Genomic DNA, 24,751 nt, shown 5'->3' on the forward strand with positions numbered 1-24,751 from the left:
TCTCTTCCCGAAGGGAGAGAGGCGGCCACCTTCGTCAGGCTGCAAACCTGATGAGCTTGATCGCCTCGAAGTCCTGCACCCCGCCGCCCACGCGCTTCGTCGTGTAAAACAGCACATAGGGCTTGGCCGAATAGGGGTCGCGCAGCAGGCGCACGCCCACACGATCGACCACCAGATAGCCGGCGCGGAAATCGCCAAAGGCAATCGCCGTCGCATTGGCTGCGATATCGGGCATGTCTTCGGCCTCGACCACCGGGAAGCCGATCAGCGAGGCCGCATCGCCTGCCTTTGCCGGCGGCGCCCAGAGATAATGCCCGTCGGCATCCTTCAGCTTGCGCACCGCCCCCTGGCTGTGCCGGTTCATCACGAAGCTGCCGTTCTGGCGATGCCCGGCTTTCAGCGCATAGACCGCATCGACCAGCACATCGGACGCCCCTGACGCGGCAAAGCCGCCCGCCACCCCGGTTGCGATCGTGCCGATCTTGCCCCATGTCCAGTTGGCGTCCGCCACCTGATCATAGGCGAGAAAGCCCTTCGGCTTCAGCACGCCGTCGCCCTTGACGAAGGCCTCGCCCTCCTGTTCTGCAAAGGCAAGATCCACCTCCGCCGAGATCCACGCCTCGATGTCGACGGCCGCATCGTCGAGCAGCGCCTGGCTTGCCGCCGGCATGGCGTAAAGCTCCATGGTCGGGAAGGAAAGCTCGGAAAGCTCCGGCGTGCCGGTCTGCGCCCGCGGTCCGGTTTCGGCCACCCAGCCGGTGGCAAAGCCGGTCGCGGCAAAGGGCTTCTTCAGCACCGAGCCGGAGACCTGCCGCACGGTCGAGAGCGCCCGGATCGGCGAGATTGCGGTAAGCCTGCGGCCAATCGCACCGTCCAGCTCCGGCGGCACCAGATAGCCGCCATCGCCGGCAACGGCCGCAGACAGCGCCTTCTGGTCGAGCTCCCGCAAGCCCTGCTCGTCGCCCCGCCGTACATAGGCCTCAAACGCCGCCTTGTGCTCCGCGTCCACGCGCCCATCTCGACCGGCCTGGCCAAGTTCGGGCCTCAGCGTCTTCAGCACCAGATCGTCCAGCACCCGGCTCTGATCGTCGATCGCCTTGTTGATCCGCTCCACCTTGTCGCGGGTCACGACATCGCTTGCAAGCTTGCCCTCAAGCTCCGAAAGCCGTTCGTCATTCGCCTCCTTGAAGGCCTCGAACGCGCTCATGAATTCCGCAAATGCAGACGTCACCGTATCCGGTCCCGCCTTGACCTCCGGTGCCCGTCGCAAACCGCGCGCGCCCTCGCTGCGGCCACCGGCACCGCCTTTCGCCGCGAGCCCGTCTGCCAGACCATCGCCCCCCCTTAAGCCCGCATCCGTGGCCATCAAGGCCTTGCGCGCCTGTCGGTCCGCGGCCTTCCCCGTCACCTTCGCCTGTGTCGTTGTCATCTCTCGCATACCCCTCATCCTTTCGTGAAATGGGTCTTGGCCATCGACCGTGCCGCCCGGCGCATCAGCCGGACGAGTTCGGTTTCCCTGTCGCGCCAGAAGCGCCGATGTTTGACGTCGGAGACCCTGGCCCCCGGCAGCATGGGAAAGGTCACCACCGAGATTTCCCAGAGATCGGCCTCGACGATGCGGCGCACGCCGGAGCCGCGCTCGTTTCTCGTCTTCACCGCGCGAAAGCCGATCGACAGTCCGTCGAGTGCGCCTTCGCGCATCAGCGCATGCACCTCGCGGGCGCGGGCGACATCGGTCGAAAGCTGCCCCTCGACATAAAGCCCGCGGCGATCCTCCTTCAAAACCGTCCAGCGGCCGATCACCTCGGCCGGATCGTGCTGGTAGAGCATGCGCACACCCGCTGCCCCGCGCTTTTCGATCGAGGCGGCAAAAGCCCCGGGCTCGATGGCATCGCGCCCCAGATCCACCTCGCCAAACAGGCTCGCATAACCGGAAAACACCCCCTGCCGATCAACGCCCTTCAGCGTCAGACCCGCATAGGTAAACCGCGGCGCTGCCGCGCCGTTGAAACTGCTCATGACTGTCTCCTGATGATGATGGTGAAGGCGCAATGCGCCCTCTGCGCTACGCCCCGCCTGCGGGGGGAGCTGCCCGAATTCAGGCGCAACGCGATGCGCCGGGGACGAGGGGCAGCCTGTGAAAAACCGTCTAAGTTCCCAGGACCGCCTCAGCCCCCCTCTGCCTTGGCGGGCATCTCCCCCACATGGGGACAGGGCAATTGCATAGAAACTTTGAGCGGCGCACAAAGCGGGGTCGCTCTTCTCCCCAAAGGGGGAGAAGGTCCCGGCAGGGGGATAAGGGGGAGCGAAGCAGAAGGGCACACATTCAACGCCTCGCCGAACCGCCCCCTCACCTCGCCTCCGCTGCGCTCGGCGATCCTCTCCCCGTGGGGAGAGGCGGTCACGCAAGCCCCTCACGCAATTAGCGCGTCACTGTCCAAATTCAGAAGCCAGCCGCAAATACGACGTCAATCAATGCCCCGGCATCCGCCACACGCCTCTTCTCCCCAGGGGGAGAAGGTCCCGGCAGGGGGATGAGGGGGAGCGAAACAGAAGGGCAGACATTCAACGCGTCACCGAACAAGGCAGGCGATGCCAGAAGCCGCAGCGCTCCACTCTCCCCCCTTGTGGGGGAGATGTCACGAAGTGACAGAGGGGGGTTCCCCCACCTCCGCGGCACGCCCAGCTTTTTGCCAAGGCTCGGGCCATTCCCTGCTATCCCGCACCTCACCCAACCTTCCCCGCCCGGCCGATCAGCCGCACCAAAAGCCCCATGGCCCACCAGGCGGCAAAGGAGGCGAGCGTGGCGCCTGCCAGCATGATTTCGGAGGCCGAGAGATGCGCCGTCAGCGACAGCCGCGTCGCGCACCACACCCCCGTCGGCCCGCCGAAGATCAGGCCGCAGGCGACACCGGTCAGAAACCGGACCGCGGCTTCCCGCTGGCTCCTTGGCAGCAGATAGACAAGCGACAGCGCCGAGCCTGCAACCGCGCCCATAAGGCGTGCGGTCGTCACGCCGCCGTCATGGCTGAAATCAGTCATTTGTTCATCTTTCCAGGATAAGGTGATTGTTGGCGCCGGCCGACACGATCCCGCCCGCAAGGGCCGCGGCCGGCGCGCCCCCTCCTTCAGATTTGGCAAATGCGACGATCCTTACCGCGAGCGTCAGGGTGCTGTTGCGCATCGTTCCTTGCGCCGCACGGCCGAGGATGACGACGGTCGACAATGGTGCAGTATCTTCCCCCGGCACTGGCGGATTGAACGTGGGCGAAGGATCGCGATGGCGCCTCCCTCCGTCATCCTCGGGTTTAACCCGAGGATCCAGGCGCAAGGTCTTCACCCCGTCAGTACCCCACAGCCGCGCGCTTTTCCTCGTCGGTGAGGAAGGTCGCAGCGCCAAGCCTTGCCCAGAGCGCATCCCGTTCGGCGGCAAGGCCGGCCACGGTGTCGAGGTCGGCCACCAATTTCAGCGCCTCGCCGGTCAGATCGCCTAAAAATACGGAGAGCGAGGCTGCCGTCCGCGTTACCAGCGGCAGGACCGTCAGACGATAGAAGGCACGGTTCGCCTCCTGGTAATTGGCATAGGTGTTGTCGCCGGGAATGCCGAGCAGCATGGGCGGCACGCCGAAGGCGAGCGCAATGTCGCGGGCCGCGCCATTCTTTGCCTCGACGAAATCCATGTCCTTCGGCGAAAGCCCCATCGACTTCCAGTCGAGACCGCCTTCGAGCAAAAGCGGACGCCCCGCCCGCATCGGGCCGGAATAGCCTTCGTCGAGTTCGGTCTTCAGCCGCTGATACTGGTCGGCGGACAGATTGCCGCCCTCCTTCGGCTGGTAGACCAAAGCGCCGGAAGGGCGTGCCGAATTGTCGAGCAAGGCCTTGTTCCAGCGGCCTGCGGCATTGTGCAGGTCAAGTGCCACTTGCGCGGCGGCAAGCGGCGCAAAGCCCTCGTGATCGTCAAGCGGATGAAAGAGCTTCACATGCAGGAGATCGCCAAGCGCGATCCGCCGCGTCTTTGCTCCCGCGCGGTAGTCGTAGCCGATCGGCCAGCCATCGGCGCCGGTCACGATGCTCACCCGGTCGGGCCTCAGGAGATGAAGGGCATTGCCCGTCTGCGCGATCTGCAAGCGCGATCCGACGCTCTCGACATAGGCATTGCCCGAAAGCAGCAGCTGGCCATAGAGCGCCTCGAGAAAATCAGGTCCTGTCATCGCGCTGTTCGGCCGCGCAATCAGCGCCAGGGCCGGATGCTCCGGCCGCTCCCGTTCGCCGTGATAGGCCAGCAGGCCGATGCTCGCAGCCGCTTCCGACACCATGCGCACGCACCGATGCGCCACCGGGTTCTTCATGAACCCTTCTCTGGCAAGCGCGCCATAGCTGCGCCCGGTCCAGCGCGCCTCGCCCTCGCCGGCAATCAGCGCGAACCGGTGAGCCGTGATCGCCGCAGCCGCCTTTTCCTCGGCCATGGGAAATCCTCCCGGGGCAGCGCCCCAGGGCAGTCGAAACGGAAGTTTCATGAGATTTTTCCCTTGATGTCACCGGACGGACGCCGCCCCCGGCGCCCTGTCAAAACCATGCCCCGGCAGAGACGTCTTGCACCGGCGCTAACCTCGCGCCTGATCCGTCAGATCGGTTCGTGCACGGCGTCCGCCACGTGGTAATCCGCCGCATAGCGCTCCTCGCGCAGCGGCTTCACCCGGCGGATGCTTTCTTCGTACAGCGGATGCGCCTTGTAGGCGGCAAGCGCTGCCGCATCCTCGAATTCGCCATAGACGACGAGGTCGATATCGCGATGGAAGCCGTCGGTTTTCACATTGCTGCCGATCTCCAGCCTCTTGGCATGGGGGATCTCTGTCAGTATGGACAGGCCTGCACGCACCGCCTCCAGGTTTTCCGGGCTGACGGTGAAGAAAACGATATGGCGGATCATGGCATGACACTCCTTGGCAGACACGGCTGCGAGGTAGCATCCTCGCGCCATGCACTCAATGCGTCAGCGCCATGCGGATGGCTGCGTCATAGCGAATGGCAAGCCCCGCAATCGTCTTTGCCCGGTCGCGACCATTGATGATCTTGCGCGCCCCCGTCCAGTCGGCCTTCTGGCCGGAGAAGAAATCGAGAAGTCTGGCACCGGTAAACAGCCCCTCCTGCATACCGCAGACCAGGATGGTCGCCGCCACATCCGGCTTCATCGCAAGGTCCGGTTCCGCCACCAGATCCAGCCCCACCACCTGGCCCATGCGCTCGTAATTGTCGCGATGCGTCAGCTGCACGAAGCCGCGGCCATAATAGCTCCGGCCATTGCCATCCCGCCGCCAATAGGGTTTCGAGACCGTCGGCAGCCGCCCGGCGCGGTAGGCCCGCTCCAGCCGCGCCACGGCCTCCTCGTCGGTTCGGGCGCGCGTTTCGCGCACCGGCTCGAACGTCGCCGCCGTTTCGTGATGCACGGTCGCCAGCATATAGGCCAGCATGCGCGGATCGAAGAAGCCGCCATTACGCCCCCTAGCACGGTCCAGAATCACCTCGCATCCGGCCACTTGCGCGCGCGAAAGGGCGCCGCCGAACAGGCCCGGACGCACCGCATCAAAGAAGATTTTTCGATTGATCCGCATGGTTTGATCGACCTTTCGCATGGGTATGGCAACGGGTCCGGCGAAAGCTGAGAGCCCGCCATGAAAAAACCTTGAGTTTTAAACCGATTGAACAAAATTCAATCGTTTAGACCTCGTTCCGTTCACATTTACAAAGTATTTACAGTGTGGAACCTTCCGCCCCGAAAGACGTTACCCCGCCGACCGTCCATGAAGCGGCGAGCCCCAGGAGGATGACATGCAGACCAATTCTTCGATGAGCCCCAAGACTGCTGCCCCCGCCACCATTCCGGCCCATGTGCTTGAGCGCCTGGAAAACGAATGGCGCCAGGTCCGCCGTCCGGCTCCTCAGGGCCCCGCTTCCAAGTAATCGATCCACCGCTGAGACGTTCACAAAAACCGGTGCCCTCCAGGCGCCGGTTTTTCGTTTGGGTCACAAGTCCTCTCCCCCCTTTGTGGGGGAGAAAGCGAAATCGAAGGCTTAGGCATCGGACTCAAAAAGCCTTCCCACCTCCAGCCTCACTGCGAATTCGATGGATGAAAGTAAAAGAGACTCCACAACCTAGAGGAATCTAGGCATGCTGCTAGATATGGGGACACTGCAAAAAATCATTAAAATTGAGTCTATCTGGTCGCTTTGGAACATGGTCCGCGACAACTGGGCTCAAGCTTCCATTTTTTTTCTCGGAGGCGGGGGACTTAGTTATTTGGCAGCTGCCACAGATTGGCTGAATGCTTGGGGGCCGATTGCTTGGGGTGTGGCTTTCTTCTTCGGAGCATTCTTGGCACTCGGAATAAGATACACTTGGCTGGCTATTAATAGCCGGCACTTCATAAACAGACAGGTGGAAATTTCAGTTGCTAATGATGGAGTGAACCCTAGAGAGAGTCGCTTCGAAAGACGAAAAATCCCGCTAGCTAATTTTTTTAGCCCATACTATTTCGCCCACATCAGAAAGAACTTTATTGATTGCGATATGTATGGTCCGGTGATGCTCCACATGAATGGCGGCACGCTCAATGGTGTAGAATTTAGGCACTGCCAAATAGTCATCGTGAGAGAAGGTGTCACGCTATGGGGCGTCACTGCACTCGAGTCTCCTACTGTTATAGGAGGAACGATGGCTAATGTTACTCTACTAATGACTAGAGGGCAGTACTTCAACATGCCGCAAGACATGCGTGATAATGTGCCAATTATTCATGAGTGGAACTGAATTCTAAAGATGCCCCCTATATCGATAATGACGAGAATTGCACCGGCTTTTGCCGTCATGGCTCCAGACTTCCAGCCCCTCCTCACACCTCCCTGATCCGTGGCTCCCCGCCGCCCTCCAGCATCAGCGCCGTCAGCGCCCAGACAAGCGCATCCAGCCGGTCCGGCGAGCGTCCGTTTGACAATCCCTCCGGCCCGAAGTCGCACATCTGGTCCTCAAGCGCTGCAAACCGCCCGGCATGCAGAACCCGCCCCTGCTCATAGAGGGCCGCCACCGGTTCGGCGCGGAGAAACTTGCCGCGCCTGGCCCTCACCGTCGACACCGGCAGGCCGGCCTCGATGCCCTGCAGAACGCTTTTCACCATATCGCCGCCCTGGTTGATCTCGGCCACCACGCGGTCCGCCTCGAAGCGCCGATAGGCCGAAACCACAGCGCGCGCCCAGCCCGCCGGGCCCTCACCCTCGACCGAACAATCTGCAAGAACCACCGCCTGGCCATTCTCCTTCAGCCCCGCCACCACGATGCCGCAGCAGGCTGAAACGCCACCCGCCGGCGGATCGACCGCCACCACGATGCGGCGCAAAGGCTCAGCCAGTTTCACCACGATCTCGTCGATCCGCGCCCGTTTCCAGAGCGCATCGGCCCGGTCCTCGATCAGCTCGCCGTCGAGCTCCTGCCGGCCAAGCCGTGTGCCGCCATAGCGCGCGCTGAGCGCCGCCAGGAACCCCGGCGCCAGATGCGCGGCATTGGCGGATGTCGCCATACGCGTCAGCCGCGTGCCCGGATCGCCCATCAGCCGCCGCACCAGCGGCACCGGCCGCGGCGTCGTCGTCACCACCTGGCGCGGCTGATCGCCAAGCCTCAGCGCAAACTGCAGCATGTCGAATGTCTCGTCCGCATGTTTCCATTTCGCCAGCTCGTCGCACCAGGCGAGGTGAAACTGCGGCCCGCGCAGGCTTTCGGGATCCTCGGAGGAAAAGATCTGCGCGATCGCGCCATTCGGCCAGACAAGCCGCCTTCGTGAAATCTCCACCTCCGGCCGCATGCGCCTGGCAATCCGCGACAGCCCCGATATACCGTCGATCATCACCTCGCGTGCATCACCCAGCGTTTCCGCCACCAGTGCAATGCGCAGGTCGGTCCGCCTGCCGGCGGCCATCACGCAAGCCTGCACCCATTCGGCGCCCGCCCGCGTCTTGCCTGATCCGCGCCCGCCCATGATCATCCAGGTCTGCCACCTGCCCTGAGGCGGCAATTGCTCGGGCCGCGCCAGAAGCGGCCAGTCGCGGGCCAGAAAGGCCAGATCTTCGGGGCTGAGTGCGGAAAGATCGAGCGTTCCCGGCGGCGAGACATCTGCCGCTGGAAGCCCGGTCATCGCCCGTGTCGCAACAGACATGCCCTCTGCCAGCGCCGCCCCCCGCGCGGCCGCCATGACCATCGTCTGCGAGAGCGCACCCAAGCCATCCGCCGCATCGCGGGCTATGTCGATCGCCTTGTGCCGACGCTCCCGCCCCAACCGCGCCAGAGATTTCCGCGTCATCGGCAAGCCCCCTGGTGCATGTGGTTACAACTGTGCCAACTGAACCGAACCCCTCAGCAACAAAATCTTAGGTTTAGCCCTCAATCGGGCCAAGCCCTCGATTTTGTAACCTCTCCCACAAAGGGGAGAGGAGATGTCACCACCAACCCCACGCTCCCTCTCCCCCCATGTGGGGGAGACTTCGGAGCGTTGGCCAAAGGCCAGAAATCGATCCAGTGAATCGATATCAGCGAACGGAGGCCTGAGCGCGTCGCCGCGCGAAGGCGATGAGAGGGCTTGAGCGTACGCCGCCTAAACTTCAGATTTTGCAAGTGAGGGGATCAGTTCAGTTGGCACCAGTATCACCGATCCCTGCACCATCAAACATCATGGCATCATCTGCGGATTGAACACCACTTCCCAGACATGGCCGTCGAGATCCTGGAAATAGCCGGCATAACCGCCCCAGAAGGTTTCCGCCCCCGGTTTGAACAGGTGTGCCCCGGCCCGCTCGGCCAGCGCCATCACCGCGTCCACCTCCTCCCGGCTCGACACATTATGCCCGATGGTCATGCCCGTCGGGTTCGGCTCGCCTTTCGTAAGCCCGGTATCATGGGCAATGTCGTCCTCGGCCCAGAGGGCAAGCTTCAAGCCGCCCGCCAGATCGAAAAACGCCACCGCCCCATGCTCGAACTCGCGCCCGACAATGCCGTCACTCGGCAGGCCCAGCCCCTCGCAGTAAAAGCGAAAGGCCCGGTCGAGATCGGCAACAGCCAGCGTGATCACTGAAATTATGGGTTTCATGGTCATATCCCTTCTATGGGCGCCAACCCGATGCCAGCGCCTTCATAGTCTCGGGCCGTTGCGACGCAACGGAAGGACCCATCCTTGAGAGCAAGGAATGAGGGCGGGGCCAACCGTCCCACGCCTAACCTGTTTCAGACAGATGGAAGCTAGGGCGGGAAGGACATGCGGTCAAGGGTCACGAGCAAGCCTGCCCCCTGCCCCTGTCCCTCCCTTGCAACCTCTGAAACTCAGGCCGCTTGCGCTGACCTCAAGCCGCTTCATCCCCTTCGCGCGGCGAAGCGCTCCGGCCTCCGTCCGCTGAAATCGATTGACTGGATCGATGTCAGGCCTTCGGCCAACACCCGGAAGTCTCACCCACAGCGAGGGAGAAGACGCACGGGGCCAGCGCCACCAGCTCCTCTCCCCTTGTGGGAGAGGTTACAAAATCGAAGGCTTGAGGCGATCAAGGGCTAAACTTCAGATCTTGTTGGTGAGGGGATCCGTTTAGTTGCCAAGGCAGCTCCCCAAGCCCTTCAAGGCGGCCCCCGCCCCTCGGCAATCTCCGCCAGCGCCCCATCACCAACCCCCTCCGCCACCGCCAACCGCTCCGCCACCACTGCCGCCACACGGGCGGCAATCAGCGCTTCCACCTCGGCCCGCAAGACCTCCGGGTCGCGATCCCCCAGCTGCCGCTCCTCGGCCTCTGCCCGGTCGCGCGCCAGCTGGCGCATCAAGGCATCGATCTTCTCCAGCGTGCGCACGATGAGCGCAATCGCATCGGTCGCCGTCTTGATATCGGCCCGCGCCAGCTTCGCCGCCGCCTCGTCCGCGCCATCCGAAAGCGGCGCAAGCAGCCTTTCGGCACTCTCGCGCAGACGCCTGAACAGGTCGAACTGCGCCCGCATCTCGGTCATGAAGCCCGCCAACAGCCCCTCGAAATCCTCAGACCCTGAAAGCCCCTTCACCTCGAAGAGGCCAAGCGCATCGCCATCCTCAGCATCCATGACCGATCTCCCAAAACGCAAAAAGGCCCGCCAAGCGGACCTTTACCCAAACCCTTTCGACCGAGCCCGACGAAGCACCTTCAAGGATGCCCACCGCCGCAGTTTTCCGATCATGCCATAACCCTACCGAAGCACCGTCACGCTGTCAAGGATTATTTTCCTATATGGGTGCTTGATGTACCAAAGAGCAAGATCGATGCTGGGTCGCCATAGGCCGGCACAAAACCAGAGACCATTTGAGAGAAATTCATTACGCTGCGATATCGGCAGCGCTTGAGTGACGGCATCCCTGCTTCACTTACAAAAAAAGCAGGGCATGAAGCGGATGTAGAATTCATATGCGGTCTTTGTGCCGCCATGCGTTCGTCAGAATTGAGTTACCAAGCCTCTCGCCGTGATCGAGAAGGTGATTGAGGATCTGAGCTAGCAAAGCGTCGATCTTCTTCGCGGCCTGAAGGACGCGCGGTCTGTTCACAGGCCATTCTGTTTTGACCTTGTGGCTCTTGAGTGTGATGATAACAACTTCTGCTTTTGTGGCTTTCGAGGCTGGCTCTGAATAAAGGCCGTGAATAATCTGGTCTCGTTCGCCCTTGATGCCGAGTGCTTTGTCGACAAGGGCGACCAAGCCAGCTGTTCCGGGATGCTTAGAGTGCTCCTGACGAAGTATGTTCTTTAGCCGCTCCCATCGCTGCTGTGTACCAAAGTGATTGAGGACGTGGGTCGTATCCTGATCATCGGGGCTTGAAGCCCAATAAAGTAGATTATCTATCTGAAATTCGAGCGCAGACCATTTGACAGCGACTAGCCCGATGGCCTCCAGCATCTTTTCGCCGGGAACGGGTATGAACTCACTGCCTTTGGATTTTGCCATAACAGCCCCCAAACAGAAGATTGACCACAAGAAGGGCGACGGCGCCTTCCAGCGTATTCTGAAGACCCCGCCTGAGCCGAAAACCCTCCCAAGCCGAAACCTGGGAGGGAAGAGGACGGAACTAGCGGTTCGTCTTCCAAGCGCTCCTGAGGCTTTCTGTTTCCACTAGGAGCTTTGTCCATGTCGCTTCATTGCAACCAGCAACGAACAACAGGTCATTCGTCGAAAGAATGCGCTTCGCGTAGTCCCTAAGATCAGCGAGTGAACCTGAGTAGCCCACATACCACACAGTTTCGAGGATACGTCCTACCGAAGCGTCCAGCTTCTGAAGATGGTCATCCATCTTTTCATGAGACGGCTGGCTGCCGTTGAGGTCGTAGGAGAGTATGTAATTAGCCATGCGCGTTTTAGTCCTCGTGTTGCCAAGGACGGCTTGACGGGACTCATCCGCAGATTAAAAGTCGCTGTGTACATATCGAGCCGTCCAATGGCTTGGTTACAGGGATGGCGACCACGCCTCTGCCCGAGAATCAGTGGTCGCCATCTCAAATGTTCCGGGATTGTTCGCAATGTCGCAATAGGTTGCGGCCGCAATACCCGTAATTCACAGGTTGCGTTTCTTCCGATTGTTAAGAATTCTGCTCGCCTTTTGCTTAGGCGTGACCAGATTCACCAATCCGCCGATGGGTCAAACGCTTGTCGCGAGCCTGACAAAGAACATCTTCGGCGCGTTCTTCATCGCTAATCTTGAGGGCTGCGCGACTGTTTTCGCGGGCATTCAGATTACTTTCCTATGCCCCACACATCACCCAGCCTTCGCCAACCCACGCCCCGCCCGTTTCGCCTCATACAGCGCCCGATCCGCCTTTTCGATCAGCGCCGTCATCTCGCGCGTTTCGTCCGTGCCGGCATAGCCGATGGAGACGGTGATGCGTGAAAGTCCGTCGGGGCGGGCGGGATGGGCGATGGAGAGTGCGCGGATGCGGCGCACCAGCCTGTCGGCCAGAAAGGCGCCGCCGGTCTTGACGTCGCCGGGCAGGATCAGGGTGAATTCCTCGCCGCCGTAACGGGCGGCAAAACCCTGGTGGCGGTCGGCGAAATCGGCAAGGGCTGCGGCAATGCGCTTCAGGCAGGCATCGCCCTCCTGGTGGCCGCAGGCGTCGTTATAGGCCTTGAAGTAATCGACATCGACCATCAGCAGCACATGATCCTCGCCGTCCTTGAAAAGGCCGGGCAGATGCTCGTCGAGATGGCGGCGATTGGGGATGCCGGTCAGCATGTCGGTGCGGCTGATGTCGCGCAGCGCAACCCCCTCGCGTTCGGCCTCTTCCGCCCGGTTTTCGGCGTCATACTGGGCGAGAAAACCGCGGGCGCGCTGCCGCTCGGCATGCCAGTTGCCGTAAAGGGTGAAGAACAGCCCGCTTACCAGTTGCACGGTGAGCGGAAAGAGCAGCGCCGGCTCGATGGTCTGCTTGGTATAGACCACCAGCAGTGCTGCGATACAGGTGGTTGTCGTCAGCATCAGCGCATAGCGAAAACGCAGCACAAGCAGCATGTTGCCAAAGAGAAGCACGAGCGGAAACTCGCCCAGCGTATAGGAGGCATAAACGGAGTTGGAGAGCCAGAGCAGATAGGGCGGCAGGAGGGCAGCCACCAGCATGCCGACAAAAAGCAGCCGCTCGCGCCACTGCGCGTTGACACGCCGGATCGCCCAGAACAAGAGAAGCGAGCCCGGCGTCAGCAGGCCCAGACGCAAGGCAACCGTCGTCGGCTGGATGTCGGCCATCAGAAACAGGCTGGTGAGATTGTAGATGTTGTAGACGATCAACCCGATCAGGATCGACCGGCGCAGATGCGTCACCCGGTCTGCCCCGTGGGCGCGCTCATAGGCATCCTCGACCTCTGCGGGCATCCGCATCATCCAGTCCAGGCGCCCCTTCGTTCCACTCATCAGCACATCAAAATCCCGTCACTCGGTTGCGCGCGTGCGCAAGGCCCGCTCCCTTATGACGAAGCCAGAATGAATCCAGTTCTAATTTAGCCTGATCTTTTTTGGGTTATGCGCATTTTTTATGACCGCTGTGTGCCACAAGCACAAAACCCCTACAAATATAGGGGTAATTTATGAGCGCTATTCGTTCAGATGTCTCAGCAGGCCTGGCGCCGTCTGTCGTCAGGCCTCCGGTCCGCCGAACTGCTCCCAGGCCGTCATCGCATCACCCGCATACATCAGCGAAGGGCCGCCGCCCATATAGACCGCAAGGCCCAGCGTTTCCTCGAATTCGGCCTTGGTCGTGCCGAGTTTGATCAGGGCTTCGGTGTGAAAACCGATGCAGCCGTCGCAGCGGGTGGAAATGGCAATGCCGAGCGCCACCAGTTCCTTGGTCTTCTTCGACAGCGCCCCATCCCTGGTCGCCGCACCGGCCAGAGCTGAAAAGCCCTGCATCACGTCTGGAATATCCTTCCGCAAGGTCTTGATCCCGCTCGAAATTTGCCGGGTGATCTCGATATAGTCCTTGGCCATCGGGGCGCTCTCCATCATTATATACGTTTCTTCATATATATTGAGGTTTCATGCCTTTCAAGGGCGAGGCGAAAGAACAGGATTGTCCCGGCCGCTCCCACACTTGACACAAAGAAACATACCGGTATGTATGTTTAATGTCTGATGCTCATCGCCGCCAGAAAAACCCGGAACGTGTCCGCACGCAGCTTATTGAGGCGGCCATTTCGCATGCCCATTTGCATGGGCTTCCGGCGATCAGCGTCGAAATGATTGCAAGTGCTGCCGGCGTGACGCGCGGCGCGATCTTCCATCATTTCCCGAACAAGCGGGCGCTGATCGATGCCGTATTTGCGGAAATCCTGACGGGTTTCGCGGCAGATCTGGCGGCAGAAATGGCAAAAGATCCAGAACCTTACGGCCGATTTACGCGGGCATATCTCGAACTCGCCATAAGGGCCTATGATGACGTAACCGGAGGCGCACTCTGGAAATCCGCATTGCTCGACCCCGCGCTCACCGAGCGATGGCGACATTGGCTGATCGATGAGATCGAGGCGCAGCCTCCAAGTGAAAAAGGGCTCTCCCTTGAGGTCGTCCGGTTTGCTGCGGAGGGCCTGTGGCTTGGCGCGGCGATGGGCGTTGCACCGCGCGACCGCGAAGCCCTGCGGACCAGACTTCTTGCAATGACACTCGAAAGGACCCCCTGATGATGCCAGCGTTTCTGATCATTGGCGGCTACGGCACCGTTGGAAGCCAGGCGGTCGATGCCCTGCGCAAGTTTCAACCTGAACTGCCGCTCGCCATCGCTGGGCGCAACGCAGACAAGGCAATGGCAGCCGCCAGCCGTCATTCCAATGTCCTCGGCTTTGCCGTCGATACCACGCGCGAAGATTTGGGCTTGCCGGCCGGACAGGGTTTCAGTGGGGTGGCCGTCCTCACCAATGATCTCTCCACCCATCCCGCCCTCTTTGCGGCGCGCCATGGCATTCCTTACACCAGCATCGCCACGCAGCTGAACCATTTGGGGCCGAAGCTTGCCCTTCACGCCAAATGGTCATCGCAGGCGGCATCCCTGATCCTCGATACCAGCTTTGCCGGCGTTCTCATTCTGGCAGGTCTTCACATCGCGACGCGGTTCGAAAAGGTGCTGACTGTCGAGATTGGCGCCCTCATGGACGAGAAGGATTTGGGCGGCCCTGCAAGCCTTGCGGATGCTGGCGATTTCGACGAGACGCCTCCCGGCTTGGTTCTGTCCAACTCCAACTGGCAGAAGCCCGAGGCCCATCAGGCAACACGGAAGTTTTCGCTCACCGACGGGACGGAGTATACCGGGACAAGCTTCCCGTCTGTTGACATCCCCGACATCGCGGCTGCGATCAACCCGGTTTCAGCGCGGCTGGATTTCACCTACGGGGTTTCCCCCGGAAGCCGCGATCATGGCTCGCCATCGGTCGAGATTGTCTATGAGATCGACGGCATCCTGCCCGGTGGACAGCGGCAGAAGATCAAGGCGCAGCTTTCGCATCAGAAAGGCCAGACGGCCTTGACGGCGCTCGGTGTTGCCGTGGCGATTGAAGTCCTGGCCGGAAAAGTGACGGGCCGGCCGGTGCCTGCAGGCATCCATATGCCCTCGAGCCTCATTCCGGTCGAGCACATGGTCACACGGCTGCAAGAGGGCGGTGCTTCCTTCAACTGAGGCAGAACGTCTAAGGTGGTCACCGCGCAACGACCGCAAGGCGTGTTTTTAAGCGAAGCGCAGTCACAGCCCCTCTGAAGGTTGTCGCAACGCGATCAGCTTCAGAGGCATTCATGGCAAGGCTCGCCTGAACTTCCATTTCCTGCAGACACGTCAGCCGCCTCTGGTGATCGCCAGCATCCAAAGCCGCAAAAGCCCGGGCAGGCTGCCCCCTGCCCGGCCCTGCGTATCCCTGTACTCAGTCCCCGACCTACTCCCTCGTCGCTCCTCCCTTACCCCTCGCGCACCGGCGTATAGCCCGCCTCGCGGATCGCCTCTTCCGCCAGGGCCGCATTGCCTTCCACCACAGCCTTGCGGGCGGCGAGATCGACCGTCACCGTGCTGCCCGGCAGGGCCTCCGCCAGCGCCTTCGCCACAGTCTTTTCGCAATGGCCGCAGGTCATGTCGTCAATGCGAAACGTTGTCATCAGGGTCATTCTTGTCGTCCTTCCGGGCATGTCAGCCTGTTGTCATCCAGATCATCTAACACCTTCCCATGGTGGTAAGGTCAATCCCCGCAGCAGTTGCCCGCTGCCCCTTGGTGAGCGGTCTTTTGCCGCAGCGGCCGGCCCTCGAGATCCGCGAGGATCGGGCAATTCGGCCTGTCATCGCCATGGCAGCGCGCGGCCAGATCGGCGAGCGTGTCACGCATGGCTTTCATCTCGGCAATCTTCTGGTCGAGTTCGCGCACATGCGTCTGGGCCAGCGCCTTCACCTCGGCGCTTGCCCGCGCCTTGTCGTCCCAGAGCTTCAACAGCCGCTCGGTCTCCTCCAGCGAAAAGCCAAGGCTGCGGGAGCGGCGCACGAAGCGCAACCGGTTGACGCTGTCTGCGTCGTAAAACCGATAATTCGATGCCGTCCGCCCCGCCGGCGCAATCAGCCCGATCTCCTCATAGTAGCGGATCATCTTGGCCGAGACGCCGGATGCGCTTGCGGCCTCGCCGATGTTCATCGTCATGGTCCTGTTTCCTTGTTACTTTGCCGGTAGCAGACCTCGCTGTAGGCACCCGCCTTGTCCGATCTTTAAGCGGGCTCGGGCGTGGATCCTCGGGTCAAGCCCGAGGATGACGGTGCATTGGGCCAGGTCGGCATCCTCCTTTGACGGACCAGGGGGGACATCCTACGGAGGATTTCCGAATGCCGGACCGGACGTTGGTCATCCTCGGGCTTGACCCGAGGATCCAGACGCGGGCCATCCTCGGCCTGCACCACACGTCCATCTCCCACCCTCACCCCGTCACCTTCGCCGTGCGCAGCCGCAAGGCATTCGTGAGCACAAACACGCTCGAAAGCCCCATGGCGGCGGCCCCCAGCATGGGTGAGAAAGTGAGCCCGAACAGCGGATAGAGAAGACCCGCCGCAACCGGGATCAGCGCGATATTGTAGCCGAAGGCCCAGAACAGGTTCTGGCGGATATTGGCCATCACCGTGTCGGAGAGCTCGATGGCATTGAGCGCGCCCATCAGATCGCCGCCCACCAGCACCACATCGGCACTTTCGATTGCCACATCCGTGCCCGTGCCGATCGCGATCCCGGCCTCTGCGGTGGCAAGCGCTGGCGCATCGTTGATGCCGTCGCCGACAAACGAAACCTTTTCGCCTTTTTCCTGCAAATCCTTGATCGCACGCACCTTTCCTTCCGGCAGCACCTCTGCCGCGACAGCATCGAGCCCGACCTTTTTGGCCACCGCCTCTGCTGTGCGGCTGGCGTCGCCGGTCACCATCATCAGCTTCAGCCCACGGGCTTTGAGGGCGGCAATCGCCTCAACGCTCGTCTCCTTGATCGGATCGGCAACCGCAATCGCGGCGGCGAGCCTGCCGTCGATCGCAACATACAGCGGGCTTGCGCCCTCATCCGCCAGGCGCGTCACGGCAGCGGCAAGGTCGTTTTTCTCGTCCGCCTGCATCGCGCCAAGCCGCAGCATATAGCGATGTGCACCCGCGGCGACCCGCTGGCCTTCGACAACACCGGTCACGCCAAATCCGGTGACCGCCTCGACCGCCTCCACGCTCGCAAGCGCCAGGCCCTTTGCCTCAGCCGCACGCACGATCGCGTCCGCCAGGGGATGTTCCGAGCGCGCTTCAAGGCTTGCAACGAGCCTCAGCACCTCGGCTTCGGCAAAACCCTCTGCCGTCAGGATCGCGCTCACCTCCGGCTTGCCGGCGGTAATCGTGCCGGTCTTGTCCATCACCACCCAGTCGATGGCACTCAGGCTCTGCAGCGCCTCGCCCTTGCGGAACAGCACGCCAAGCTCGGCGGCACGGCCGGTGCCGACCATGATCGAGGTGGGTGTCGCAAGCCCCATGGCGCAGGGGCAGGCAATGATCAGCACGGCAACCGCCGCGACCAGCCCATGCGTATAGGCCGGCTCCGGCCCGAAGATCAGCCATAGGAAAAAAGTCACAAGCGCAATGCCGATGACACCAGGCACGAACCAGGCGGTGACCTCGTCGACCAGCTTCTGGATCGGCAGCTTTGCCCCTTGCGCTTCCGACACCATGCGGATGATGCGCGAGAGCATCATGTCGGCGCCCACGCCCGTGGCCTCGAAGCGGAAGGAGCCGGACCCGTTCACCGTGCCGCCGATGACGGTTGCGCCCGCCGCCTTCTCGACCGGGATCGGCTCGCCCGAAATCATCGCCTCGTCGACAGAGCTTGCGCCGTCGATCACCCGGCCATCGACCGGAATGCGCTCGCCCGGCCGCACCACCACGGTATCGCCGCGGCGCACCTCGGCCAGCGCCACATCCTGCGTTTTGTCATCGCGCTCCACCCGCGCCGTCTTGGCCTGCAGCCCGGCCAGCTTGCGGATCGCCGCGCCCGTGCGACCCTTGGCGCGGGCTTCCAGCAGCCGCCCGAGCAGGATCAGCGTCACGATCACGGTTGCCGCTTCATAATAGACATGCTGCGCGTCCGCCGGCAGCAGAGAGGGCGCAAAGGTTGTCACCAGCGAATAGAGATAGGCCGCCCCCGTGCCGATTGCGACCAGCGCATTCATGTCGGGTGCGAACCTCAACAGCGCCGGAATGCCTTTTTCATAAAAGCGCCGTCCGGGGCCTGCAAGCACCGCTGTCGCCAGCGCAAACTGCAGGAGATACAATGTGTTGCCGGGGAAGATCTGCATCAGCTGATGATGCAGAGGTGGGTAAAGATGACCGCCCATCTCGACGATGAACAGCGGAAGCGTGAGCAGGAGCGCCACCAGAAAATTGCGTTTCAGGCCTGAAATCTCCCGCGCGCGGCGCACCTCGCGGCCGTCATCGGCCTCCGCTACCGCGGGCGCGCCCGCGGCAGCGGCATGCCCAGCCTCTGCAGTGGATGCGCCAGCACCGTCATCGCTGCGCCCTTCGGCCTTCGCCATCCCGCCCGCAAGGCGCACTGCATAACCGGCTCTTGCCACCGCAGCGCTCAGCGCCGGCAGGGCGGAGCCACCGCCCAGCACCTTCACCACGGCTTCGCCGGTCGCCAGATTGACGCTTGCCGACTCGACCGCGGGGATGGATTTCAACGCCTTTTCCACCCGTAAAACGCAGGAGGCGCAGGTCATGTCCTCGATCTCGAGCGCCAGCGTTTCGGCCTTCGCCTCGTAACCGGCCTTGTCGATCGCCTGAAGCAGCGCCTCGGCTGAAAAGCCCTCGCCCGGCGTCACGGACAGCGTTTCGGTGGCAAAGTTCACCGCACTCTCGGCCACACCGGGCAGAGCGGCGACGGCCTTTTCAACGCGGCGCACACACGACGCGCAGGTCATGCCCTCGACGGGCAACAGGATCGGTTCGATTGTTTTTGTGGCCACACCGGGCCGGGACTGCATGTTCATGGCGCTCACCTCCGCCCTCCTAGATGGACCTTCCCATCATGGGAAGGTCAAGGGGTGGTGCCGGTTTTTCAGGCATGGCCTTGTCGTTTCATCGCAGGATCATCTGATGATCCCGACCGGCAAGCGCCCGCCTATCTTCGCGACTGAGGCCATGAAGGCCACCGCGACCTCGTTTTCCTGTTGAATTTCAAAACCCAGCCGCCGATGCAGGGCAAGCGAGGCGGCGTTGGTGCGCAGCACATGGCTTTTGAGGGTGACAGCGCCGAGGCTCTCCAGCAGGCTGAACACCGTCCGGGCAAGGTCTGCGACCACGGTTGCCCTGCGATGCCCCGGATGCAGGGCGAGGCCGCCAACGAACCAGTCGCCCTCCTCCTCAAGCGGCCAGAGATAGGCATAGGCGATGAGTGCGCCCCGTTGGCGCAGCCACACCCCTTGTGAGCGCGGCAGGGTCTGCATCAGTTTTTGCCGATGCGCGCAAAGATCCAATGGCGCGCCGTCCGCTTCCCGCAGGCAGACGGCATCGAGCGCCAGCAGCTCCTCAAGCGAGGGTCGATCCTTTTCCCCCCTCGTCATCATCGGCCTTCGATGCATCTTGCTCCCCCACCGGAAATCCGGCCGCAGCATTGCCCATGCAGACAATCAAAACAGCCCATTAAAACTAACTGGATTTGCATCTCATGGTGGTAATTTTCAACGAAATAAACACTTTCCTGATGTAGGCCTCTGGCATATTCGTTAATTTGTGTTAGGCTTCAAACGTCCTAGCAGACTGATACCAAAGCAATCCCAGGTGCCCTCGTCCCCCGTTGTCGCCTGGGATTGTTTTGTTTGCATGTTATCCAGAATCCCTTTTCCGGCGGCCCGTTGAGCCCTTGTTTTGGAGATAATCATGCCCGAGACCGACAATCCCCAATTCTCCGTTTTTCAAGGTGCTGACGGCAAGTTCTACAAACTGCCGCAAGAGCAGCTGGAAAGCTTCAAGATGAGTTCCGAGGAGGTGGAAAGCCTGATCGCGCGTCAGGCTCTGCCGGCAGCCCAGGCGATGGCGGTACACCCCAGTGCGGCCGTGCGGGCAGCACCCGGCGCGATGGTGCGTGCGGTGCCGGGCTCCATGGTCCGGGCTGCTCCGTCGCAGGCCGTGCGCGCGGTGCCAGGCGCCATGGTGCGCGCGGTGCCGGGTGCGATGGTGCGCGCCGTGCCGGGAGCGATGGTGCGGGCAGTCCCCGGCGCCATGGTCCGCGCGGTGCCAGGCGCCATGGTGAGGGCTGCGCCGTCGCAGGCCGTGCGCGCGGTTCCCGGCGCCATGGTGCGGGCCGTGCCGGGTGCGATGGTGCGGGCAGCACCCGGTGCCATGGTGCGGGCCGCCCCAAGCCAGGCGGTCCGCGCGGTGCCGATCCAAGGCATGCTGGTCGGCATCACCCAGAGATGATGCCATGGCCATCCCGCTCGAAGCCTATTTCACCCGGCCTTATGTTGCGCCCAATCTCATTCGCCGGGTGATCCGGCAGGGCGACGAGACGCTCGATTTCACCATCGACCCCGGCACCCAGGCCTGGGCAATTCTTGACCAGCGCGCACGGGCCTTCACCACTCTTGCCGATGGCCGGCGCCGGCTCGTCGACATCATCGAGGCGGTATCGCCTGATCTCTGCGAAGTCGATGCGCTTAGTCTCTGGCAGAGCCTGATCGACGCCGGACTGGTGTTTGACAGCATGCGGTCGCATCGCCAGGCAGCCCTGCCGGTTTACAATTATGCCGATCCCGTGGGCCTGCATCTGGAGATCACCAATGCCTGCAACCTGACCTGCAAGCACTGTTACGTCTCCTCGGGCAAGACGCTGCCGAATGAAATGACGGATGAGGAGATCTACCGGGCGATCGATCTTTTGCCGCCCTATTCCGGCATGCAGCTCGCCATTTCAGGCGGCGAGCCGATCACCCGCAAGAACTGCATGGACTTCGTGCGCTACGCCGCCATGGAGTGCGGCCACAGGGTCGATCTCTATACCAATGCCTGGAAATTTCCGCGGAAGTTCGCCGAGACGATCCGCGATATCAACGAGAGCGCCATCGGCCATGTGCGCATCCAGATGAGCCTTGAAGGCGCCAAAGGGCAGACCAGCGACATGGTGCGGGGCGCCGGCGCCTATGCCGAAGCGATGAAAAGTCTCGAAATGTTCAAGGAGCTCGGGCTTGCCCGTGACGTCGTGCTCTTCTGTTGCATCACGCGGAGCAATATCGACGAAATCGACGAACTGATCGAATTGGCCGAAAGCCATGGCATCGGCCATGTGGTCTTTTCGCAGTGGCAGCGGCAGGGTCACGCCTCCGAGACGCCATGGTCCACCATCGCGCCGGAGACGGAGCAGTGGATTGCAGCCGGGGAGCGGGTTCTCGCCTACCGCAATCCGGCGATGACGGTGAACGGCAATTTCCACGGGGATCTGCGCAACGCCGCCAATGGCCGCCTCGATCTGGAGTCTCCGCTCTTTCCCAAGCATCTGTATTTCTACAACGCCTTTCCGCGCATCACGCCGGAGGGCGATATCCTCGCCGACCAGCTCTGGGTCTCGCCGGACTGGTTCCTTGGCAACCTGAAAGACGGGATGACGCTGGAAACGGCGTTTCAGACGCCGAAATTCCATGCCCAGCTCGAGATGATGCGAGACCGCACGCGCCACATCGAAAGCTGTCGCAGCTGTCGCTGGCATGATCTGTGCGAGGGCGGATCGCCGGGCCATACCCACGCCGAATACGGCCACATGAATGCGCGCGACCTTTTCTGCGAAACGCGCCTCTACTGGTTCGACCGGTATGTGCTGCATCATGCAAGCCGCCACCTCGGCCCGGGGGTCGAATTGGTGGACGATGGCCTCAGTCCGAAGCTTGAGACAGATCCGGTTCACATCCTGCATCGTGCCCATGCGCGCAGCGCGGCGCTGGCGTAAGGGGCGGCCTTTTGGGGGAACAGCCTGTGCGTGCGGGCTCAGGCGCATTCGGGTTCGGGTTCGGGCGCGGGTTCAAGCGCACTCTGGCTCGGGTTCGGCGCCAGAAAGCTGGTCTGAACAAGCGGAATAGTCCAGCCGCGGCGGGATCGCTTCGGCCTTGGACACTGTCGCATATTCTAAGGGGTAGAACATCTCCGGCGGACGCGTGTTCTGCGGCTAGGCTGCACGCGCATGCCCAATGAAAAACCGCCGGTTCCCCAAGAGAAACCGGCGGCGGGCCTTTGAAAAAGGGCGTGATGAAAAGCTCTGGTCTTAATATCTGCGTGCTCAAAACCGGAGGACCCGGGCAGGCCCGCGCCATCCGTCCCATCCTCGCCACAATGCCTGGCCCTTCGGTCGGCTGGCGGCACGTTTCGGTGCCGTCGGGTTCCAGCGCGATGTCGGTCAGGCCATGCCGGCAACGGCTGGTTCCTATGAGGTGAGATTAGCCCGGCCGCGTTAAACCGAGGTCAAACAGCACCCTTAAAATCGCGGGTTTTCTGCGAAAAACCGGCGGCAAAAACGGCAAATTGCAGGGGTGTGCCGATATCCGAGAGCAGAATCCAGTCAGGCGACCAACTTGCCTAATTTTTGCACCTGAAACGATGCCGGAGCCCTGTCCCTTCAGGCAAGGCCGCGTCGCCGGCGCAATAGCCTCCACGCAAGAAGGCCACCGTCCTCCTGAAGAATACGGTGGCCTTGCATTACTCGATCGTCTCGCGCCGAAGGCCGGCGCATGGGGCTGACTTGCGGCAGCCCCGGCTTGCCCTGTCAGGTCGGTGCCGGCCTCAGGCCGCGCGCGCGTAAGCCGCAGAGGCTGGGCGCTGACGGCCGAACTCCGCCGAATTGTCCAGCTTGAAGCCTGCCAGAAGCTGAAACAGCGCCTGCGCTTCGCGCGCCAGGCTATGGGCGGCCGCTGTGGTTTCCTCGACCATGGCGGCATTCTGCTGCGTGCCCTGATCGACGCTGTTGACAGCGACATTGATCTCCTTGAGCCCGACGGCCTGTTCGCGGGCGGCTTCGACGATGGCCGCGACATTGGCATCGACATCGACCACCTGCCTGACGATCTCCTCGAGCGCGCGGCCGGTTTCGCCGACGAGATCGACGCCGCTGCGCACATGGGCGTTCGAGGCGTTGATCAGCTCGTTGATCTCCTTGGCAGCCTTGGCCGAGCGCTGGGCAAGTTCGCGCACCTCTTGGGCAACCACCGCAAAGCCTTTGCCGGCCTCGCCGGCGCGGGCTGCTTCGACGCCGGCATTCAGCGCCAGAAGATTGGTCTGAAAGGCAATTTCGTCGATCACGCTGATGATGTTGGCGATTTCACCCGAGGAGCGTTCGATCTTGCCCATGGCGGAAACCGCTTCGCCCACCACCGCGCCGGAATGCTCGGCATTCTCCTTGGTGCGGCGCACCAGCTGGCCGGCGGTCTGGGCGCGCTGCGAACTGTCGGACACGGTGGTGGTGATCTCTTCCAGCGCTGCCGCCGTTTCTTCCACCGAAGAGGCCTGTTGCTCCGTGCGCTTGGAAAGCTCGCCGGACGCCTGCTGGATCTGCTGGGAAGCTGCCGCAATTGTTCCGGCATTGGAGGTAATGGTGCGCATGGCCTCGCTGAGCTTGGTGGCGGCGAGGTTGTAATCGGTGCGCAGCATGTCGAGCGATGGCAGGAAGCCCTCGTTGATCCGGCAGGTGAGATCGCCATCGGCCAGATCTTTCAGGGCCTGGCCCAGAACATGCACATTGCCGACCCGCCGGGAGACGTCCGTTGCGAACTTGACGACCTTGAAGACGCGGCCGTTCATGTCGCGGATCGGGTTGTAGGTCGCCTGAATGTGGACGCGCTTGCCGTTCTTGCCGAGGCGCAGATATTCGTCGGAGAAGAACTCCCCCCGCTCCAGCCGCGCCCAGAAATCCTGGTAGTCCGGGCTGCGCGTATACTCGGGATCACAGAACATGGCGTGGTGCTTGCCCTGGATTTCCGCGAGCTGGTAACCGAGCACGGTGCAGAAGTTTTCGTTGGCGGTGAGGATCTCGCCCTTGGGGGTAAATTCGATGACGGCCTGCGCCCTCGAAAGGGCGTCGAGCTTTCCGGTCGCATCGGCAGCGTGAAGCTTGGAAGCGGTAATGTCGGTTGCGAACTTCACCACCTTGTAGGGCTTGCCGCCCTTGAAGACCGGGTTGTAGGAGGCCTCGATCCAGATCTCGCGCCCACCCTTGCCGATGCGCTTGTACTGGCGGCGATCGAACTCGCCGCGCGCAAGCTTGGCCCAGAAGGCTGCGTAGTCAGGACCGCTGACTTCGATCGGATCGACGAACATGCGATGATGCTGGCCGACAATCTCGTTGAGGCTATAGCCGAGCGCCTGACAGAAATTCTCGTTGGCCGTGAGGATGGTGCCATCGAGCTTGAATTCGATAATAGCCTGCGAGCGGCTCATGGCCTCCAGAACCGCGTTTGCGCCCGAAACAAAACCCAACATAAATGTCTCCAATATCAGGGATGCGAGGCAGCTCCCGCCTCAAAAACACACCCCTAAATTCTTATGGGATTATTATCGGGTGAACTGCTTAATTCAGCGTCAAGTGAAACTCCGTCTCGCGACATGGTTTAGCAATTCGTAAGATCTAAATGGCCTTGATCTTGACGGTTGCCAGATTTCCCTTGAACGTTTAGCCGCCACCTCGCCAAGGGCAAGAAACCGAACGCCTCCAACAGC

Annotated in this window: 24 protein-coding genes and 1 pseudogene; 6 read left to right on the plus strand and 19 right to left on the minus strand. The window is 62.0% G+C overall.

Annotation, left to right across the window (positions count from 1 at the left end; all coding sequences use genetic code 11):
- Nucleotides 1–34 precede the first annotated feature (34 nt).
- From FAA97_RS09610 to FAA97_RS09640, 7 genes are all read right to left on the minus strand, one after another.
- On the minus strand, nt 35–1,438 hold the full coding sequence (locus tag FAA97_RS09610) for a phage major capsid protein (RefSeq protein WP_246041402.1): 1,404 nt from the start codon (nt 1,436–1,438) through the stop codon (nt 35–37).
- A 5-nt stretch (nt 1,439–1,443) separates the two neighbouring features.
- Complete coding sequence (locus FAA97_RS09615; protein ID WP_136598339.1) at nt 1,444–2,019, minus strand: HK97 family phage prohead protease; 576 nt, start codon at nt 2,017–2,019, stop codon at nt 1,444–1,446.
- A gap of 708 nt (nt 2,020–2,727) precedes the next feature.
- On the minus strand, nt 2,728–3,042 hold the full coding sequence (locus FAA97_RS09620) for a DUF6107 family protein (RefSeq protein ID WP_136598340.1): 315 nt from the start codon (nt 3,040–3,042) through the stop codon (nt 2,728–2,730).
- A gap of 4 nt (nt 3,043–3,046) precedes the next feature.
- Nucleotides 3,047–3,226 (minus strand): hypothetical protein, encoded by a 180-nt coding sequence (locus FAA97_RS09625; RefSeq protein ID WP_136598341.1) that lies wholly within the window; start codon nt 3,224–3,226, stop codon nt 3,047–3,049.
- A 118-nt stretch (nt 3,227–3,344) separates the two neighbouring features.
- A complete protein-coding gene (locus tag FAA97_RS09630) occupies nt 3,345–4,517 on the minus strand; it encodes a phage portal protein (protein ID WP_136598342.1) in 1,173 nt (390 codons plus the stop codon).
- 107 nt (nt 4,518–4,624) lie between these two features.
- The gene (locus tag FAA97_RS09635) at nt 4,625–4,930 is read right to left on the minus strand and encodes a Dabb family protein (RefSeq protein WP_136598343.1); all 306 of its coding nucleotides are present in this window, start codon (nt 4,928–4,930) and stop codon (nt 4,625–4,627) included.
- Between the two features lie 55 nt (nt 4,931–4,985).
- Entirely contained in the window at nt 4,986–5,612 is a 627-nt protein-coding gene (locus FAA97_RS09640; protein WP_136598344.1) for a glycoside hydrolase family 19 protein, read from the minus strand.
- Nucleotides 5,613–5,829: 217 nt separating this feature from the next.
- On the opposite strand from FAA97_RS09640, the gene FAA97_RS21380 reads away from it, so the two are divergent.
- Together FAA97_RS21380 and FAA97_RS09645 are read left to right on the plus strand one after the other, a co-directional pair.
- The gene (locus FAA97_RS21380; protein ID WP_281281325.1) at nt 5,830–5,961 is read left to right on the plus strand and encodes a hypothetical protein; all 132 of its coding nucleotides are present in this window, start codon (nt 5,830–5,832) and stop codon (nt 5,959–5,961) included.
- Between the two features lie 208 nt (nt 5,962–6,169).
- A complete protein-coding gene (locus FAA97_RS09645; RefSeq protein ID WP_136598345.1) occupies nt 6,170–6,808 on the plus strand; it encodes a hypothetical protein in 639 nt (212 codons plus the stop codon).
- An 82-nt stretch (nt 6,809–6,890) separates the two neighbouring features.
- Here FAA97_RS09645 and FAA97_RS09650 read toward each other — a convergent pair whose 3' ends face one another.
- The 7 genes and pseudogenes from FAA97_RS09650 to FAA97_RS09680 all read right to left on the minus strand — a co-directional run bounded on the left by FAA97_RS09650 (nt 6,891) and on the right by FAA97_RS09680 (nt 13,512).
- Nucleotides 6,891–8,348 (minus strand): DNA-packaging protein, encoded by a 1,458-nt coding sequence (locus FAA97_RS09650; RefSeq protein WP_246041403.1) that lies wholly within the window; start codon nt 8,346–8,348, stop codon nt 6,891–6,893.
- A gap of 366 nt (nt 8,349–8,714) precedes the next feature.
- Nucleotides 8,715–9,131 (minus strand): VOC family protein, encoded by a 417-nt coding sequence (locus FAA97_RS09655; RefSeq protein WP_136598346.1) that lies wholly within the window; start codon nt 9,129–9,131, stop codon nt 8,715–8,717.
- A 515-nt stretch (nt 9,132–9,646) separates the two neighbouring features.
- The gene (locus FAA97_RS21180) at nt 9,647–10,117 is read right to left on the minus strand and encodes a hypothetical protein (RefSeq protein ID WP_206109999.1); all 471 of its coding nucleotides are present in this window, start codon (nt 10,115–10,117) and stop codon (nt 9,647–9,649) included.
- Nucleotides 10,118–10,451: 334 nt separating this feature from the next.
- A complete protein-coding gene (locus tag FAA97_RS09665) occupies nt 10,452–10,988 on the minus strand; it encodes a hypothetical protein (RefSeq protein ID WP_136598347.1) in 537 nt (178 codons plus the stop codon).
- 653 nt (nt 10,989–11,641) lie between these two features.
- Nucleotides 11,642–11,761: pseudogene (locus FAA97_RS21440) on the minus strand (IS1595 family transposase); the annotation flags it as partial.
- 32 nt (nt 11,762–11,793) lie between these two features.
- Nucleotides 11,794–12,939, minus strand: a complete 1,146-nt coding sequence (locus FAA97_RS09675) for a GGDEF domain-containing protein (protein WP_136598348.1) — start codon at nt 12,937–12,939, stop codon at nt 11,794–11,796.
- A gap of 222 nt (nt 12,940–13,161) precedes the next feature.
- A complete protein-coding gene (locus tag FAA97_RS09680; RefSeq protein ID WP_136598836.1) occupies nt 13,162–13,512 on the minus strand; it encodes a carboxymuconolactone decarboxylase family protein in 351 nt (116 codons plus the stop codon).
- Nucleotides 13,513–13,649: 137 nt separating this feature from the next.
- Between FAA97_RS09680 and FAA97_RS09685 the strand changes: the two genes are divergently transcribed.
- Both FAA97_RS09685 and FAA97_RS09690 read left to right on the plus strand, forming a co-directional pair.
- Nucleotides 13,650–14,201, plus strand: coding sequence for a TetR/AcrR family transcriptional regulator (locus FAA97_RS09685; protein WP_136598349.1), 552 nt, complete (start codon nt 13,650–13,652; stop codon nt 14,199–14,201).
- Nucleotides 14,201–15,190, plus strand: coding sequence for a hypothetical protein (locus FAA97_RS09690; protein WP_136598350.1), 990 nt, complete (start codon nt 14,201–14,203; stop codon nt 15,188–15,190). The genes FAA97_RS09685 and FAA97_RS09690 overlap by 1 nt, the downstream gene beginning before the upstream one ends.
- A 272-nt stretch (nt 15,191–15,462) precedes the next feature.
- Here the strand turns inward: FAA97_RS09690 and FAA97_RS09695 are convergent, their stop codons facing one another.
- The 4 genes from FAA97_RS09695 to FAA97_RS09710 form a co-directional block, all read right to left on the minus strand.
- Nucleotides 15,463–15,666: a heavy-metal-associated domain-containing protein gene (locus FAA97_RS09695; RefSeq protein ID WP_136598351.1), complete on the minus strand. Its 204-nt coding sequence runs from the start codon at nt 15,664–15,666 to the stop codon at nt 15,463–15,465.
- A 71-nt stretch (nt 15,667–15,737) separates the two neighbouring features.
- Entirely contained in the window at nt 15,738–16,181 is a 444-nt protein-coding gene (gene cueR / locus FAA97_RS09700) for a Cu(I)-responsive transcriptional regulator (protein ID WP_136598837.1), read from the minus strand.
- Between the two features lie 277 nt (nt 16,182–16,458).
- On the minus strand, nt 16,459–19,047 hold the full coding sequence (locus FAA97_RS09705) for a heavy metal translocating P-type ATPase (RefSeq protein ID WP_168800967.1): 2,589 nt from the start codon (nt 19,045–19,047) through the stop codon (nt 16,459–16,461).
- Nucleotides 19,048–19,146: 99 nt separating this feature from the next.
- Nucleotides 19,147–19,671: a GNAT family N-acetyltransferase gene (locus FAA97_RS09710; protein WP_136598352.1), complete on the minus strand. Its 525-nt coding sequence runs from the start codon at nt 19,669–19,671 to the stop codon at nt 19,147–19,149.
- Between the two features lie 265 nt (nt 19,672–19,936).
- Between FAA97_RS09710 and FAA97_RS09715 the strand changes: the two genes are divergently transcribed.
- Complete coding sequence (locus tag FAA97_RS09715) at nt 19,937–20,476, plus strand: hypothetical protein (RefSeq protein WP_136598353.1); 540 nt, start codon at nt 19,937–19,939, stop codon at nt 20,474–20,476.
- A 4-nt stretch (nt 20,477–20,480) separates the two neighbouring features.
- Nucleotides 20,481–21,995, plus strand: a complete 1,515-nt coding sequence (locus FAA97_RS09720) for a radical SAM/SPASM domain-containing protein (protein WP_136598354.1) — start codon at nt 20,481–20,483, stop codon at nt 21,993–21,995.
- Nucleotides 21,996–22,822: 827 nt separating this feature from the next.
- Here FAA97_RS09720 and FAA97_RS09725 read toward each other — a convergent pair.
- Nucleotides 22,823–24,514: a methyl-accepting chemotaxis protein gene (locus FAA97_RS09725; RefSeq protein ID WP_136598355.1), complete on the minus strand. Its 1,692-nt coding sequence runs from the start codon at nt 24,512–24,514 to the stop codon at nt 22,823–22,825.
- Nucleotides 24,515–24,751: the final 237 nt, after the last annotated feature.

The sequence above is a fragment of the Peteryoungia ipomoeae genome, from assembly GCF_004912165.1.
Taxonomy (GTDB): Bacteria; Pseudomonadota; Alphaproteobacteria; order Rhizobiales; family Rhizobiaceae; genus Allorhizobium; species Allorhizobium ipomoeae.